The 15,182-nt window shown below is 70.0% G+C and carries 13 protein-coding genes; 2 read left to right on the top strand and 11 right to left on the bottom strand.

Features of this window, described 5'->3' with window-relative positions; genetic code table 11:
• The first annotated feature begins 115 nt into the window (after positions 1–115).
• Positions 116–1,252: a glycerate kinase gene (locus ACGF5O_RS23305; protein WP_393811935.1), complete on the top strand. Its 1,137-nt coding sequence runs from the start codon at positions 116–118 to the stop codon at positions 1,250–1,252.
• Positions 1,253–1,258: 6 nt separating this feature from the next.
• Here the strand turns inward: ACGF5O_RS23305 and ACGF5O_RS23310 are convergent, their stop codons facing one another.
• The 10 genes from ACGF5O_RS23310 to ACGF5O_RS23355 all read right to left on the bottom strand — a co-directional run bounded on the left by ACGF5O_RS23310 (position 1,259) and on the right by ACGF5O_RS23355 (position 13,686).
• Positions 1,259–2,488 (bottom strand): alpha/beta fold hydrolase, encoded by a 1,230-nt coding sequence (locus ACGF5O_RS23310; protein WP_393811789.1) that lies wholly within the window; start codon positions 2,486–2,488, stop codon positions 1,259–1,261.
• 228 nt (positions 2,489–2,716) lie between these two features.
• On the bottom strand, positions 2,717–3,541 hold the full coding sequence (gene pssA, locus ACGF5O_RS23315; RefSeq protein ID WP_391369718.1) for a CDP-diacylglycerol--serine O-phosphatidyltransferase: 825 nt from the start codon (positions 3,539–3,541) through the stop codon (positions 2,717–2,719).
• A gap of 22 nt (positions 3,542–3,563) precedes the next feature.
• Complete coding sequence (locus tag ACGF5O_RS23320) at positions 3,564–4,220, bottom strand: phosphatidylserine decarboxylase (protein WP_089104115.1); 657 nt, start codon at positions 4,218–4,220, stop codon at positions 3,564–3,566.
• 169 nt (positions 4,221–4,389) lie between these two features.
• Positions 4,390–5,595 carry an acyl-CoA dehydrogenase family protein gene (locus ACGF5O_RS23325; protein ID WP_393811790.1) on the bottom strand — a complete coding sequence of 402 codons (1,206 nt, stop codon included), beginning with the start codon at positions 5,593–5,595 and terminating at the stop codon, positions 4,390–4,392.
• 2 nt (positions 5,596–5,597) lie between these two features.
• Positions 5,598–6,104, bottom strand: a complete 507-nt coding sequence (locus ACGF5O_RS23330; RefSeq protein WP_393811791.1) for a MaoC family dehydratase — start codon at positions 6,102–6,104, stop codon at positions 5,598–5,600.
• Positions 6,105–6,119: 15 nt separating this feature from the next.
• Entirely contained in the window at positions 6,120–7,094 is a 975-nt protein-coding gene (locus ACGF5O_RS23335; RefSeq protein ID WP_393811792.1) for an HpcH/HpaI aldolase/citrate lyase family protein, read from the bottom strand.
• Positions 7,091–9,163 carry a protein meaA gene (locus ACGF5O_RS23340; protein ID WP_393811793.1) on the bottom strand — a complete coding sequence of 691 codons (2,073 nt, stop codon included), beginning with the start codon at positions 9,161–9,163 and terminating at the stop codon, positions 7,091–7,093. Before ACGF5O_RS23340 ends, ACGF5O_RS23335 begins: the two co-directional genes overlap by 4 nt.
• A 17-nt stretch (positions 9,164–9,180) precedes the next feature.
• Positions 9,181–10,524, bottom strand: a complete 1,344-nt coding sequence (ccrA, locus tag ACGF5O_RS23345; protein WP_393811794.1) for a crotonyl-CoA carboxylase/reductase — start codon at positions 10,522–10,524, stop codon at positions 9,181–9,183.
• A gap of 407 nt (positions 10,525–10,931) precedes the next feature.
• Entirely contained in the window at positions 10,932–11,744 is an 813-nt protein-coding gene (locus tag ACGF5O_RS23350; protein WP_393811795.1) for a TetR family transcriptional regulator, read from the bottom strand.
• Between the two features lie 136 nt (positions 11,745–11,880).
• Positions 11,881–13,686 carry a 3-hydroxyacyl-CoA dehydrogenase family protein gene (locus ACGF5O_RS23355; RefSeq protein WP_393811796.1) on the bottom strand — a complete coding sequence of 602 codons (1,806 nt, stop codon included), beginning with the start codon at positions 13,684–13,686 and terminating at the stop codon, positions 11,881–11,883.
• A 379-nt stretch (positions 13,687–14,065) separates the two neighbouring features.
• Between ACGF5O_RS23355 and ACGF5O_RS23360 the strand changes: the two genes are divergently transcribed.
• Positions 14,066–14,641 carry an adenylosuccinate lyase gene (locus tag ACGF5O_RS23360; RefSeq protein WP_393811797.1) on the top strand — a complete coding sequence of 192 codons (576 nt, stop codon included), beginning with the start codon at positions 14,066–14,068 and terminating at the stop codon, positions 14,639–14,641.
• Here the strand turns inward: ACGF5O_RS23360 and ACGF5O_RS23365 are convergent.
• Positions 14,628–15,176: a GNAT family N-acetyltransferase gene (locus ACGF5O_RS23365; protein ID WP_393811798.1), complete on the bottom strand. Its 549-nt coding sequence runs from the start codon at positions 15,174–15,176 to the stop codon at positions 14,628–14,630. The genes ACGF5O_RS23360 and ACGF5O_RS23365 overlap by 14 nt on opposite strands.
• Between the last annotated feature and the right edge of the window lie 6 nt (positions 15,177–15,182).

Genomic DNA, 15,182 nt, shown 5'->3' on the forward strand with positions numbered 1-15,182 from the left:
CGGCTCCCAGCCGCCTCCCAGGCTTCGGGCGGGGCATGACGGCGAGGGTGTCCTCCGGTTAAGGTCACAGCGGCGCGACTGGCCTTGACGTGCACGAGGCCCGGAGAGCAAGGGGATACAGGTGACACAGCGCGTGCTCATCGCCGCGGACAAGTTCAAGGGCTCGCTGACGGCCGTGGAGGTCGCCGAGCGGGTCACGGCCGGGCTCAGGCGGGTCGCGCCGGACGTCGGCGTCGAGGCGCTGCCCGTCGCGGACGGCGGGGACGGCACGGTGGCCGCGGCCGTCGCGGCCGGCTTCGAACGCCACGAGCGGGAGGTCGCCGGGCCGCTGGGGCAGGAGGTCACCGCCGCGTTCGCGCTGCGCGGCGACACCGCGGTCGTGGAGATGGCCGAGGCGAGCGGGCTGCAGCGGCTGCCCCGCGGAGTCTTCGCGCCCCTGACCGCGTCCACGTACGGCTCCGGGGAGCTGCTGCGGGCCGCGCTGGACGCGGGCGCGCGCACGATCGTCTTCGGCGTCGGAGGCAGTGCCACGACGGACGGCGGGGCCGGGATGCTGTCGGCGCTCGGCGCCCGCTTCCTCGACGCGGACGGCGAACCGGTGCCGCCGGGCGGCGGCGGCCTCGCCGACCTGGCCCGCGCGGACCTGTCGGGCCTCGACCCGCGGCTGTCCGACGTCGACCTGGTCCTCGCCAGCGATGTCGACAACCCGCTCACCGGCCCGAAGGGCGCGCCGGCCGTCTACGGCCCGCAGAAGGGCGCCTCGCCGGACGACGTCGAGCTCCTGGATGCCGCGCTGGCCGAGTTCGCGAAGGTCCTGGAGGCCGAGGTCGGTCCGCGCGCCGCCGAGTACGCGGTCGCGCCGGGTGCGGGGGCCGCCGGGGGCATCGGGTACGGCGCCCTGCTGCTCGGCGCGCGCTTCCGGGCCGGTATCGAGGTCATGCTCGACGTCCTGGGTTTCGCGCCCGCGCTGGAGCGGGCCACGCTGGTGATCACCGGGGAGGGCTCGCTGGACGAGCAGACCCTGCACGGGAAGGCGCCGGCGGGGGTGGCCGCGGCGGCGCGCGCCGCCGACAAGGAGGTCGTGGCGGTCTGCGGCCGCCTCGCCCTCCCGCCGGAGGCGCTCGGACGCGCCGGGATCCGCCGCGCCTACCCGCTCACCGAGATCGAACCCGACGTGGTCAAGTGCATCGCCGAGGCCGGACCGATCCTGGAGCGCGTCGCCGAGCAGATCGCGCGGGACTTCCTGCGCTGAGGGCGCCTAGTCCAGCGGGGTCAGCTCGCCGTTCGCGTCTCGGTAGTAGCTGCCGCTGGTGAGGCCCCACACCTTGTACTTGTTCTGGAGCCAGTGCTGGGAGATCTCGTGCAGGATCTCGGCGGGGCGCTCCCAGACCATGGAGTGTCCTGCGCCCTCCAGCTGGAACATCAGCTTGTGCTGCCCGGCGATGGCCGCGTAGAGCGCCGGGACGGAGAAGCGCTGGTCGTCGGGGACCGGCGAACTCGCGGGTGTGTTGGCGGTCTGGTCCAACTGGCCGTGGACGAGGACCACCGGCACGCGGTCGCCGAGCACGTGGGCGCCCGCGGGACTCTCGAACGGCGCGGTCTCGTTGTTCCACCCCCAGAAGTAGGTGTTCCGGTAGCGGTGGATGCCCTCGGGGCTGCCTGACGGCAGTACGGGGCCCCAGGTACTGCCGACGGGGTCGTTGGCCATCATGGCGGCCCAGGCCCGGTCCACCATGTCGGGGTCCCGCTGCTCGACGCTGCCCTGCTCGCGGTCCCACCCCTGCTTGAAGTTCCGCTTGCTGTTGACGTGCATCGGGAAGCCGAACACGGGGGCCGGCTGGGACACCGGCAGGGTCGTGTTCGGCGGCAGGCCGAAGGGGTCCGCGGCGTTCCCCGACCACCGGCCCAGCGGAGCGAAGATCGGGGCGAGCAGGAACAGGCTCTTGACGTTCTCGGGGTGCTGGAGGGTGTAGGGCCCCATGACGGGCCCGGCCGCGGACCAGCCGACGAAGTCGATCGGTGTGGTCATGTTGGGCAGCCCCTTGATGAAGTTGACCACCGTGGCCAGCTCCGCCCACTCGCTCCCGGAGTTGCCCAGCTGGTGGGGGTACAGCGGCGGATCGGTGTACGGCTCCGGCAGGGGGTTGGGGGTGAGCACGCCCCGCTGTGCCGGGTTGGCGTTACGGGGCTCGTCCATCTTCGGGCGCGGTGACCGGCCACTTCCCTGAAGATCCATGAGAAACACGTCGTAGTGGTGCGAGGCCAGTTCCTGCGCCCAGCTGTACGTGATGTCGTGTCCGGGGCCGGTGAGGTCGTACCCGGCGACGACCGGCACGCTTCGGCCGTGCAGCATCAGGACGGGGGAGCGCGGCTGGTTGCCCTGGGTGCCGTTGTACTCCCGCACGAAGAGTTTCACGGAGTCGCCCTCGTTCGCCGGGATGGACGAGATGTGCGGGACGAGGTGGTCCTGGGCGGTGGGTGCGGGCATGGCTGTCCTCCGATCGGCATGTGGAGACAAATCCCCCCTGAATTGGGGCAAGTCATTGCAAAATTCACCCCAATTCCACCGTCCTCCCCTTCCCGGACCTCTGCAACTCGACACTGACCATGGGTAGTTGACCGGTCAAGAGCCACGCCGTACGCCCTTGAAGCCGAAACGGGTGTGGCCCGAGCCTCGAAGGCTCGGGCCACACCCGTTTCGGCGTTGTGACGAGGGTCAGGGCAGCTGTGTCGCCCGTGCCTCGCGCCTGTTGTCGCGGAAGTTGTTCACCCGGCGGGCCGTCGCGAACAGCGGGATCACCGCGCCCATCACCAGCTGCAGCGCGCAGCCGGTCTGGAGGAGGAGCTGGCCGCTGGGCGCGTCGAAGGCCCAGGAGACCAGGAGCCCCATCGAGAGGACGATCCAGGCGAGCATCGCGACCGCGAGGCGCCCGCGCGGCTTCGGGTACTCCACCCGGCTCACCATCAGCCAGGCCGTGCCCAGGATGGCGAGCAGCGTCGCCACGAAGGGCAGCTCCAGGAGCACGATCGAGACGACCGTCAGCGCGCCGAAGGGGCTCGGCATGCCCTGGAACATGCCGTTCGGCGGTGTCACGCACGAGAACCGGGCGAGTCTCAGCACCACGGCGAGGAGCACGACCACCGCTCCGACCGCGGCCACCTTCTGGTACGCGTCGTCGGCCACCATGCCGTAGACGAGCACGAAGTAGGCCGGCGCGAGGCCGAAGCTGATCAGGTCGGAGAGGTTGTCCAGTTCCGCGCCCATGGGGGAGGAGCGCAGCTTGCGCGCGACCAGGCCGTCGAACAGGTCGAAGACCGCCGCGCAGAGCATGAGGATGACGGCGGTGGCGGCGCTGTGGCGCGCCATGCCGGCCGACTGGTCGTCCCCGGTGAGGTGCGGGATCAGGATGCCCGTGGTGGTGAAGTACACCGCCATGAAGCCGCACGTGGCGTTGCCGAGCGTGAGGGTGTCCGCTATCGACAGGCGGAGAGAGAGCGGCATCTCCTCCTCGTCGTCGCCGATCTCGTCGGCCTCGGGCACCCAGCCCGCCTGGGTCTCAGGATCAATCACGGTCAATGCGAGTCACCCCAGCCACGGTCTTCTGGCCGACCTCGACCGCGACGTCCACGCCCTCCGGCAGGTAGATGTCGACACGCGAGCCGAAGCGGATCAGACCGATGCGGTCGCCCTGCTCGACCTTCGTGCCCTGCGGGATGTAGGGGACGATACGGCGGGCCACCGCGCCGGCGATCTGGATCATCTCGATGTCGCCGAGTTCGGTGTCGAAATGCCAGACTACGCGCTCGTTGTTCTCGCTCTCCTTGTTGAAGGCGGGAACGAAGCCACCGGGGATGTGTTCCACCGACGTCACCTCGCCCGCGAGGGGCGCGCGGTTGACGTGGACGTTGAGCGGGCTCATGAAGATCGCGACCCGGGTGCGTCCGTCCTTCCACGGCATGATGCTCTGCACCACACCGTCGGCGGGGGAGATGACACGGCCCTGGGCGATCTCACGCTCGGGGTCGCGGAAGAACCACAGCATGCCCGCCGCGAGCGCGGTGGCGGGTACGGCGACTGCCTTGGCCGCGCCGGAGCGACGGGCGCGCAGGAGGCTGACGGCTGCGGTGGCGACGGTCGGGAGAAGCCACGGCGATGCTCCGCGCGCGAGGCGTACGCCGGCCAGGCTGTCTCGATGTGCAGAGGTTTGGCTGTGGGGCATGGATGACCTTCGTAGCGGATGATGCCGCGCAGGATACGGGGACGGCGGCTTTCCGGGATCGTACCGGTCGGGGGCCGCAACTGGGCAAGCCAGGAAGACGAGTCGGCGGCCGAAGACCGTTGACGGGGTGTGATCTTCTTCTCGAAGAAAACACCCCGTACCGGGACAATCAGCCCTGGAATCGATACTCTTCGAGCAGCCTGCGCCCGATGATCATTTTCTGGATCTCGGCGGTACCTTCGCCGATCAGCAGCATCGGCGCCTCACGGTAGAGGCGCTCGATCTCGTACTCCTTGGAGAAGCCGTAGCCGCCGTGGATGCGGAAGGCGTCTTCCACGACCTCCTTGCAGTACTCGGAGGCGAGGTACTTCGCCATCCCTGCCTCCAGGTCGTTTCGCTCCCCGGAGTCCTTTTTGCGTGCGGCGTTGACCATCATGGCATGCGCCGCCTCGACCTTGGTGGCCATCTCCGCCAGCTTGAACTGGATGGCCTGGTGCTGGGCGATCGCCTTGCCGAAAGTGTGACGCTGCTGGGCGTATCGGACGCCCAGTTCGAACGCACGCTGGGCGACACCGCAGCCACGGGCCGCCACGTTGACGCGGCCGACCTCGACTCCGTCCATCATTTGGTAAAAACCTCGGCCCGTGGCGCCGCCGAGCACCCGATCGGCCGGGATCCGCAGCCCGTCCATGATCAGCTCGGTGGTGTCGACGCCCTTGTAGCCCATCTTGTCGATCTTGCCCGGGATGGTGAGGCCGGGGCGGACCTCGCCGAAGCCGGGCTCCTTCTCCACCAGGAAGGTCGTCATCGACTTGTGCGGGGCCGTGCCCTCGGGGTGTCCTTCGTCACTCCGGACGAGGACGGCCACGAGCGACGAGGTGCCGCCGTTCGTCAGCCACATCTTCTGGCCGTTCAGGACGTACTCGTCGCCGTCCTTCACCGCCTTCGAGGTGATCGCGGACACGTCCGAGCCGAGGCCCGGCTCCGACATCGAGAACGCGCCCCGGATGTCGCCGGCCGCCATCCGCGGCAGGAAGTGGTCCTTCTGCTCCTGCGTGCCGTGCTGCTTGAGCATGTACGCCACGATGAAGTGCGTGTTGATGATGCCGGAGACGGACATCCAGCCGCGGGCGATCTCCTCGACGCACAGCGCGTACGTCAGGAGGGACTCGCCCAGGCCGCCGTACTCCTCGGGGATCATCAGGCCGAAGAGGCCGAGCTCCTTGAGCCCGTCGACGATCTGCTGCGGGTACTCGTCGCGGTGCTCCAGCTCGGTGGCGACCGGGATGATCTCCTTGTCCACGAAGTCGCGGACGGTGGAGAGGATCTCCTGCTGGACGTCGGTCAGACCGGCGGTCTGGGCGAGACGGGCCATGACTAGCGCTCCTGAAGTTCCGGGCGGCCCGGCTGCTCGCCGCCGCGCTCCTTGATGTACGTCTCGGTCGGCACCATCACCTTGCGGCGGAAGACGCACACGAGCGTGCCGTCCTGCTTGTAGCCCTTGGTCTCGACGTAGACGATCCCGCGGTCGTTCTTGGACTTGGACGGCCACTTGTCGAGCACGGTGGTCTGGCCGTAGATCGTGTCGCCGTGGAAGGTCGGCGCCACGTGCTTGAGCGACTCGATCTCCAGGTTGGCGATTGCCTTGCCCGAGATGTCTGGTACGGACATGCCGAGCAGCAGCGAGTAGATGTAGTTCCCGACCACCACGTTCCTGCCGAAGTCCGTCGTCTTCTCGGCGTAGTTGGTGTCCATGTGGAGCGGGTGGTGGTTCATGGTGAGGAGACAGAAGAGGTGGTCGTCGTACTCCGTGACCGTCTTTCCGGGCCAGTGCTTGTACGTCGCCCCGACCTCGAACTCCTCGTACGTCCGTCCGAACTGCATCGCGCTCAGGGCTCCTTAGCTGACGGGGGTCTCGAACTTCGACGTGCGCTGCATGCCGGCGGCCCGGCCCTTGCCGGAGATGACCAGGGCCATCTTGCGGCTGGCCTCGTCGATCATCTCGTCGCCGAGCATCGCGGAGCCCTTCTTGCCGCCCGCCTCGGACGTGTAGTAGTCGTAGGCGTCCAGGATCAGCTCGGCGTGGTCGTAGTCCTCCTGGGAGGGCGAGAAGATCTCGTTGGACGCCTCGACCTGGCCCGGGTGCAGCACCCACTTGCCGTCGAAGCCGAGGGCCGCGGCGCGCTGGGCGACCGCGCGGTAGCCGTCGATGTTGCGGATCTGGAGGTAGGGGCCGTCGATCGCCTGGAGGTTGTTGGCGCGGGCGGCCATCAGGATCTTCATCAGGATGTAGTGGTAGGCGTCCGCCGGGTAGCCGGGCGGCTGCTCGCCCACGACCAGCGACTTCATGTTGATGGACGCCATGAAGTCGGCCGGGCCGAAGATGATCGTCTCGACGCGCTGGGAGGCCGTCGCGATCTCGTTGACGTTGTTCAGGCCCTGTGCGTTCTCGATCTGCGCCTCGATGCCGATCTTGCCGACCTCGAAGCCCATGGTCTTCTCGATCTGGGTCAGCAGGAGGTCCAGCGCGACGACCTGCTGGGCCGTCTGGACCTTCGGCAGCATGATGCAGTCGAGGTTCTGCCCGGCGCCCTCCACCACGGTCACGACGTCACGGTACGTCCACTCGGTCGTCCAGTCGTTGACCCGCACCACGCGCGTCTTGCCGGTCCAGTCGCCCTCGTTGAGGAACTTGACGATGGTGTGCCGCGCGCCGGGCTTGGCGAGCGGCGCGCACGCGTCCTCCAGGTCCAGGAAGACCTGGTCCGCCGGGAGACCCTGCGCCTTCTCCAGGAAGCGGGGGTTCGAACCGGGCACGGCCAGGCACGAGCGCCGCGGGCGGAGACGGTTGACGGGCGTGACGGGCGTCGTCATGCGGGGACCTCCAGAGGGTCGAGCTTGTTCGCTTTCCGGATCTCGTCGACGATGCGGCCGATGATTCCGGTGATGTCGAAGTCCTTCGGGGTGAAGACCGCGGCCACTCCGGCTTCCCGCAGCTGCTCGGCATCCCCGTTCGGGATGATGCCACCGGCGATCACCGGTATATCTGTGGCACCGGCCACACGGAGTCGTTCCAGGACGTCCGGGACCAGCTGCGCGTGCGAGCCGGAGAGGATCGACAGGCCGACCGCGTGCACGTCCTCGGCCAGCGCCGCGTCCACGATCTGCTCGGGCGTCAGCCGGATCCCCTGGTAGACCACCTCGAAGCCGGCGTCCCGCGCGCGCACCGCGATCTGCTCGGCGCCGTTGGAGTGACCGTCGAGGCCCGGCTTGCCGACCAGGAAGCGGAGCTTGCCGCTGCCCAGGTCGCGGGCGGTGGCGTCCACCTTGGCCCGCACCCCGGCCAGCGCCGAGCCCGGCTCGACGGGGACCGCGATCGGAGCCGAGGAGACCCCGGTGGGCGCCCGGAACTCGCCGAACACCTCCCGCAGGGCCCCCGCCCACTCACCGGTCGTCACGCCCGCCCGGGCGCACTCCAGGGTGGCCTCCATGAGGTTGTCGGTGCCCTTGGCGGCCTCCTTCAGCCGCTCCAGGGCCTTGCAGGGCCGCGGGTGGTTGAACGGCGGCTGGTAGCGCGTGTCGCGCCAGTGCCCGATCGCCGCCACGACCCTCGCCTCGACCGCCGGGTCGACCGTCTGGATCGCGGTGTCCAGGTCGGCGGTGAGCGGGTTCGGCTCGGTGGTCTCGAAGATGTTGACGCCGACGATCTTCTCCCGGCCGGACTCGATCCGGGCCCGCCGCTCGGCGTGCGAGGAGACCAGCTGCGACTTGAGGTAGCCGGACTCGACGGCGGCCATCGCGCCGCCCATCTCCTGGATCCGGTCGATCTCCGCGAGGGAGTCCGCGACCAGCTGGGCGACCTTCTTCTCGACGACGTGCGAGCCCTCGAAGATGTCCTCGTACTCCAGCAGGTCGCTCTCGTGGGCGAGTACCTGCTGGATGCGCAGCGACCACTGCTGGTCCCAGGGCGTCGGCAGGCCGAGCGCCTCGTTCCAGGCCGGGAGCTGCACGGCACGCGCGCGTGCGTCCTTGGAGAGCGTCACGGCCAGCATCTCCAGGACGATCCGCTGGACGTTGTTCTCCGGCTGCGCCTCGGTCAGCCCCAGCGAGTTGACCTGGACGCCGTACCGGAAGCGGCGCTGCTTGGCGTTCTCGATGCCGTAGCGCTCGCGGGTGATCCGGTCCCAGATGCGGCCGAACGCCCGCATCTTGCACATCTCCTCGACGAACCGGACGCCCGCGTTGACGAAGAAGGAGATACGGGCGACGACGTCACCCATCCGCTCCTGCGGCACCTGGCCGCTGTCCCGCACCGCGTCGAGGACCGCGATGGCCGTCGACATCGCGTACGCGATCTCCTGGACCGGCGTGGCGCCGGCCTCCTGGAGGTGGTAGCTGCAGATGTTGATCGGGTTCCACTTCGGGATGTGGGAGACCGTGTACGCGATCATGTCCGTCGTCAGCCGGAGCGAGGGTCCCGGGGGGAAGACGTGCGTCCCCCGGGACAGGTACTCCTTGACGATGTCGTTCTGGGTCGTGCCCTGGAGCTTGGTGACGTCCGCACCCTGCTCCTCGGCGACCACCTGGTAGAGCGCCAGCAGCCACATCGCCGTGGCGTTGATCGTCATCGAGGTGTTCATCTGCTCCAGGGGGATGTCCTGGAAGAGCCGGCGCATGTCACCGAGGTGCGAGACGGGCACGCCCACCCGGCCTACCTCGCCGCGGGCGAGGATGTGGTCGGGGTCGTAGCCGGTCTGCGTCGGCAGGTCGAACGCCACCGACAGGCCCGTCTGGCCCTTGGCGAGGTTGCGCCGGTACAGCTCGTTGGACGCCTCCGCCGTGGAGTGGCCGGCGTACGTGCGCATGAGCCACGGCCGGTCCTTCTCCCTCGGCGCCTGCGGCCCGGACTCCCGGCCGCCTTCGGCGATCTGACGCTCAGTCATCTATGACCTCGGGTGTCTCAGATGTTGCGGAAGCGGTTGATGGCGTCGAGGTGCTTGGCCCGCATCTCCCCGTCGCGCACGCCGAGGCCCTCCTCGGGGGCGAGGCAGAGGACGCCGACCTTGCCCTGGTGCAGGTTGCGGTGCACGTCGTAGGCGGCCTGGCCGGTCTCCTCCAGGGAGTAGGTCCTCGACAGCGTCGGGTGGATCTTGCCCTTCGCGATCAGCCGGTTGGCCTCCCAGGCCTCGCGGTAGTTGGCGAAGTGCGAGCCGATGATCCGCTTCAGGGACATCCACAGGTAGCGGTTGTCGTACTCGTGCATGTAGCCCGAGGTGGAGGCGCAGGTGGTGATGGTGCCGCCCTTGCGGGTGACGAAGACGGAGGCGCCGAAGGTCTCGCGGCCGGGGTGCTCGAAGACGATGTCGATGTCCTCGCCGCCGGTGAACTCGCGGATGCGCTTGCCGAAGCGCTTCCACTCGCGCGGGTCCTGCTCCCGCTCGTTCTTCCAGAACCTGTAGTCCTCGGCGTTGCGGTCGATGATCGCCTCGGCGCCCATCGCCCGGCAGATGTCGGCCTTCTGCGGCGACGACACCACGCAGATGGGGTTGGCGCCGCCGGCCAGCGCGAACTGGGTGGCGTACGAGCCGAGTCCGCCGCTCGCGCCCCAGATCAGCACGTTGTCGCCCTGCTTCATGCCGGCGCCGTTGCGGGAGACCAGCTGCCGGTAGGCGGTCGAGTTGACCAGGCCCGGGGCGGCGGCCTCCTCCCAGCTGAGGTGGTTCGGCTTCGGCATCAGCTGGTTGGACTTGACGAGCGCGATCTCGGCGAGCCCGCCGAAGTTGGTCTCGAAGCCCCAGATCCGCTGCTCGGGGTCGAGCATCGTGTCGTTGTGCCCGTCGCTGGACTCCAGCTCCACGCTGAGGCAGTGCGCGACGACCTCGTCGCCGGGCTTCCAGGCGTTGACGCCGGGGCCGGTGCGCAGGACGACGCCCGCGAGGTCGGAGCCGATGATGTGGTACGGCAGGTCGTGCCGCTTGGTCAGCTCGGAGAGGCGCCCGTAGCGCTCCAGGAAGCCGAAGGTCGACAGCGGCTCGAAGATCGAGGTCCACACCGAGTTGTAGTTGACACTCGATGCCATGACGGCGACCAGGGCCTCGCCCGGGCCCAGCTCGGGCAGGGGGACCTCGTCGAGGTGGATCGACTTGCGCGGGTCCTTGTCGCGGGTCTCCAGGCCCGCGAACATGTCCGTCTCGTCCTTGTGCACGGTGATCGCGCGGTACGACTCGGGAAGCGGCAGGGCCGCGAAGTCGGCCGGCGTCGATTCCGGTGACTGGATCGCGTCCAGAATGGCCTGAGTGGTCACGGTGTTGCCTCCGGCGATGCTTGCGCCCCCTGAGGGAAGGGGCGCTGAGGGTTACGTCGGTGCTGCTGAGGGTTTCGGGAAGGTGCCGTCGGTTCGGCGGGGTGGTGCTTCGGCAGCGCTTTGTGGCGCGGGAGGTTGCCTGTGACGCAGGCGTCCGGCGGGGGAGCTGGTGTGCTCACCGGGACAGGCCGGACTCCATCAACGTATGACACCGCGTGTCAGGCCGCAAGGCACTGAGTGCCACTACTTCGCCTCAGATGAAATCTTTACGTAACAAATGAGCGATGATCGATCGAACGGCATCGGAAAGTTGCCTGAAAAGGTGCTCTGACATGCCAAAACGGCCACCCGGGCGGGTGGCCGTCGTCACAGCGGGGGAGTGTCCGAGGACACTCCCGGAGGGTGGCTCAGCGCTCCTTGAGCGCCTGTTCGATGGTCCGCATGACCTCGTCCAGCGGGGCGTCGGTACGGGCCACCGTCACCAGCACCTCCCCCTGCGAGGCGACCGAGGCCGGCGCGGGCCGGCGGGGCTCGGTCTCCCGGCCCGCGCCGATCCCGTTCCCGAAGGTCTTCCGGACGATCGCGAAGGCGTGGTCCAGCTGGAGCTCGACGTCCCCCTGCCCGCCGGCCCGCAACCAGCGCCGCAGGACGTGGTTGTGGGCGGTGACCACGGCCGACGCCGCGACCTCGGCCAGCAGCGGGTCGTCGTTCGCGTCGTCCGCGTGGGCGTGCTCGTCGAAGTGGCCGAGGAGGTAGCGGGTGAAGAGGCGCTCGTAACGGGCCACCGACGCGATCTCCGCCTCGCGCAGGGTGGGTACCTCGCGGGTGAGCTTGTAGCGGGCGACCGAGATGTCCGGCCGGGCCGCGTACATCTTCATGACTTCCTTGATGCCGCGGCACACCGTGTCGAGCGGGTGCTCGTGGGCCGGGGCCGCGTTCAGCACGGCCTCGGCGCGGATCAGGGTGTCGTCGTGGTCCGGGAAGATCGCCTCTTCCTTGGAGCGGAAGTGGCGGAAGAAGGTGCGGCGGGCGACCCCGGCCGCGGCCGCGATCTCGTCGACGGTGGTCGCCTCGTACCCCTTCGTCGCGAAGAGCTCCATCGCGGCGGCCGCCAGCTCCCGGCGCATCTTGAGCCGCTGGGCCGCCGCGCGGCTGCCCGCGGCACTCTCCGGCGCGTCCGGCGTGGCGGGGGTACGTGAGGACTTGGCGGGCTGGGACATGACCCGAACGTACTGCATGTGCGCAGCTTGATGCGCAGGTCCGGGGTTTCCCCCGCCCGTGAAGGGCGGGGGAGCGTCCGCGGGGTCGAGCAGTCCGCCCCAGTCCTTCTCGTCCCGGAACCAGTCGCCGACGCCGTCAGCGGCGGGCATATTCGCGGAAGCCACGGCCGGTCTTGCGGCCGAGGCAGCCCGCGGCCACCAGATGCTCCAGGAGCGGCGCGGGCGCGAGGCCCGGGTCGCGGAACTCCCGGTGCAGCACCTTCTCGATGGCGAGCGAGACGTCCAGGCCGACCACGTCCAGGAGCTCGAACGGCCCCATCGGGTAGCCGCCGCCCAGCTTCATCGCCGCGTCGATGTCGTCGAGCGAGGCGTAGTGCTCCTCCACCATCTTGATCGCGTTGTTCAGGTACGGGAACAGCAGCGCGTTGACGATGAACCCGGCCCGGTCGCCGCAGTCGACCGCGTGCTTGCGGATCTTCGTGCAGACCTCGCGGACCGTCGCGTGCACGTCCTCGCCGGTCAGCACGGTACGGACGACCTCGACCAGCTTCATGGCCGGCGCCGGGTTGAAGAAGTGCATGCCGATCACGTCCTGCGGACGCGAGGTGGCCCGGGCGCAGGCGACGACCGGCAGCGAGGACGTGGTGGTGGCGAGCACCGCGCCCGGCTTGCAGACCTTGTCGAACGTCGCGAACAGCTGCCGCTTGACCTCCAGGTCCTCGGCGACCGCCTCGACGGCCAGGTCGACGTCCGCGAAGGCGTCGTACGAACCCGCCGGGGTGATCAGGTCCAGGGTCTGGGCGGCGGCCTCGGCGGTCATCCGGCCCTTGCCGACGGAGCGGTCCAGGGACTTGCCGATGCGGGCCTTGGCGGCCTGCGCCTTCTCCTCGCTGCGGGCGGCGAGGACGACCTCGTAGCCGGCCTTGGCGAAGACCTCGGCGATCCCGGAGGCCATGGTGCCGGAGCCGGCGACGCCGACCGAGCGGACCGTACGGCCCGGGGTGAGCGCGGCGCCGTCCAGCGGGGTGAGCGCGTCCCGGACCACGGTGGCGCTGCCCGGGGCCTCGTAGGTGTAGAAGCCGCGGCCCGACTTGCGGCCGGTCAGGCCCGCCTCGCTGAGCTGCTTGAGGATGGGCGCCGGGGCGTGCAGCCGGTCGCGGGACTCGGCGTACATGGCCTCCAGGACCGTGCGCGCGGTGTCGACGCCGATCAGGTCCAGCAGGGCGAGGGGGCCCATCGGCAGTCCGCAGCCGAGCCGCATGGCCGCGTCGATGTCCTCGCGGGAGGCGTACTTCGCCTCGTACATCGCGGCGGCCTGGTTGAGGTAGCCGAACAGCAGCCCGTCCGCGACGAAGCCGGGGCGGTCGCCGACCGCGACCGGCTCCTTGCCCAGCTCGATCGCCAGGTCGGTGACGGCGGCGACGGCGCCCGGCGCGGTGAGCACCGAGGAGACCACCTCGACCAGCTTCATCGCCGGGGCCGGGTTGAAGAAGTGCAGGCCGAGGACGCGCTCGGGGCGGGCCGAGTCGGCGGCGAGCCGGGTCACGGAGAGCGCGTTGGTGCCGGTGGCGAGGATGGTCTCCGGGCGGACGATGCCGTCCAGCTCCCGCAGGACCTGGTGCTTGATGTCGTACGACTCCGGGACCACCTCGATGACGAGGTCGGCGTCGGCGGCGGCCGACAGGTCGGTGCCGGTGCGGATCCGGGCGAGAGCGTCGGCGCGCTCCTGCTCGGTCAGCTTGCCGCGCGCCACGGCACGCGCGGTGGCGGCCTCCAGGGCGGCGAGGGACGTGGCGGCCTGGGCCTCGCTGATGTCGATGCCGATCACCTCGCGGCCGGCCTTCGCGAGGACCTCGGCGATACCGGTGCCCATGGTGCCGAGGCCGACGACGGCGATCGTCTTGAGCGGGGACAGAGAAGGGTCGGACTGGGGAGTGGCCATCGCGGGACTCCAGGAATGAGGGTGACGACTGGAAGCGCGCCCGGGTGCGCCGAGGGGCGCACCGGGTGCGGAGGGAGCTGCGTGAATGCGGGTGGTGCCGGGCTGCGAGCGCACACGCCCGGTGCTGCCGCCACGGGCGCGCACACGCCCGGAAACGGCGGATTCCGACCGGCCCTGTCCCGGAGCCGGGTCGTACTGCGGTACGAGGTACCGAACCGACCTTCGTCCTCACGGCGGCTGCGTCACCAAACCGACGTGAGCGTTACTGCGAGTGGGTGACTCGCTCGATTGAGCTTAACCGGCGGGTAACGAGCGCGCCAGCCCCCCGAGTTTGTGATGTACGTCCCTCGGTTGCCGCAACCCCTCTACGCTGGGCTTCGTGGACGAAGAGTTGCGATCACTCACGGAGCGTTTGCGGCAGGAGTCGCAGGGGACGGGCGCCTTCGACCGGCTTCTGGCCACCGAGGACCACGACGAACTGGCGGAGGTGCTCACCGCGGCCGGACAGCCCCTGTGGGCCAGGGAGCTGGCGGCGTTCCGGCTGGGGACGGCCGGGGACCGGCGGGCCTTCGAGACCCTGGTCCTCCTCCTCAACCACCGTGACCCACCCCGCTGCGTCTCCGCCGCCTGTGCCCTCGCCCGCCTCCAGGACCCGCGCACCGCACGCGCCGCCGCCGCCCTCGCCACCAACGAACTCCGCGTCGCCTACGCCCTGCAGCCCGTCCGTCTCCTGGTCCAACTCCGCGCGCCGGAGTCCGTCCCCGCCCTGATCACCACCCTGGAACGCCGGCTGCGCCCGCACGACCCCTACCGCAGGATCGCCCTCGCCTGCGTGGACGGCCTCGGCACCCTCGGCGACACCCGCGCCCGCCGCGTCCTGACCGAGGCCCTGGCCCACCCCACCCTCGCCGAGGCGGCCGTCGAGGCCCTCGCCCGCATCCCTAGGCAGAGGTGACGCCGGACTCCCTGACGTACCGCACCTCGGGCACCTGCACCCCGTCGACCTCGTACGGCTCCTCGGCGCCGTCGGCCGCGAAACCCGCCATCTCGTAGAACCGCCGGGCGCGCGCGTTCTCCTTCAGCACCCACAGGTATACGCGCGGGTGCCCGGCGCACTGCTCCAGGACCGTGGCGAGCAGCGCCCGCCCGGCGCCCGTGCCGAGGTGTGCGGCGTCCACGTAGATGGCGTACAACTCGGCGTCGCCGGTGCGCACTTCACCGTCCCGGTACGGTCCGTGCGCAGCCCACCCCACGATGGTGCCGCCCCGCTCGGCGACCAGCTCCGTCACCCCGTCCCCGGCGTCCCGGAACCGGGTCCGCCGCCGCTCGGCGTCCCGCTCGACACTGAGCCCGTCCAGGAAGGGCTGCGGCATGAGGCCCCGGTACGCGTACTGCCAGCCCCGGATGCGGATCTCCGAGACCCGGTCGCAGTCGGCGAGCGCCATCGGGCGGACACGGAGGGCGGACGCGGGGAGCGAGTCGGTGTTCATGACGGC

The organism is Streptomyces sp. NPDC048291, assembly GCF_043201715.1.
Lineage (GTDB): Bacteria > Actinomycetota > Actinomycetes > Streptomycetales > Streptomycetaceae > Streptomyces.

Coding starts and splice junctions, on each gene's coding strand:
- ACGF5O_RS23340 (WP_393811793.1), bottom strand. CDS start 9,163: ATGACTGAGCGTCAGATCGCCGAAGGCGGCCGGGAGTCCGGGCCGCAG.
- ACGF5O_RS23325 (WP_393811790.1), bottom strand. CDS start 5,595: ATGGCCCGTCTCGCCCAGACCGCCGGTCTGACCGACGTCCAGCAGGAG.
- ACGF5O_RS23335 (WP_393811792.1), bottom strand. CDS start 7,094: ATGACGACGCCCGTCACGCCCGTCAACCGTCTCCGCCCGCGGCGCTCG.
- ACGF5O_RS23350 (WP_393811795.1), bottom strand. CDS start 11,744: ATGTCCCAGCCCGCCAAGTCCTCACGTACCCCCGCCACGCCGGACGCG.
- ACGF5O_RS23355 (WP_393811796.1), bottom strand. CDS start 13,686: ATGGCCACTCCCCAGTCCGACCCTTCTCTGTCCCCGCTCAAGACGATC.
- ACGF5O_RS23330 (WP_393811791.1), bottom strand. CDS start 6,104: ATGCAGTTCGGACGGACGTACGAGGAGTTCGAGGTCGGGGCGACGTAC.
- ACGF5O_RS23310 (WP_393811789.1), bottom strand. CDS start 2,488: ATGCCCGCACCCACCGCCCAGGACCACCTCGTCCCGCACATCTCGTCC.
- ACGF5O_RS23320 (WP_089104115.1), bottom strand. CDS start 4,220: ATGCCCCACAGCCAAACCTCTGCACATCGAGACAGCCTGGCCGGCGTA.
- ACGF5O_RS23365 (WP_393811798.1), bottom strand. CDS start 15,176: ATGAACACCGACTCGCTCCCCGCGTCCGCCCTCCGTGTCCGCCCGATG.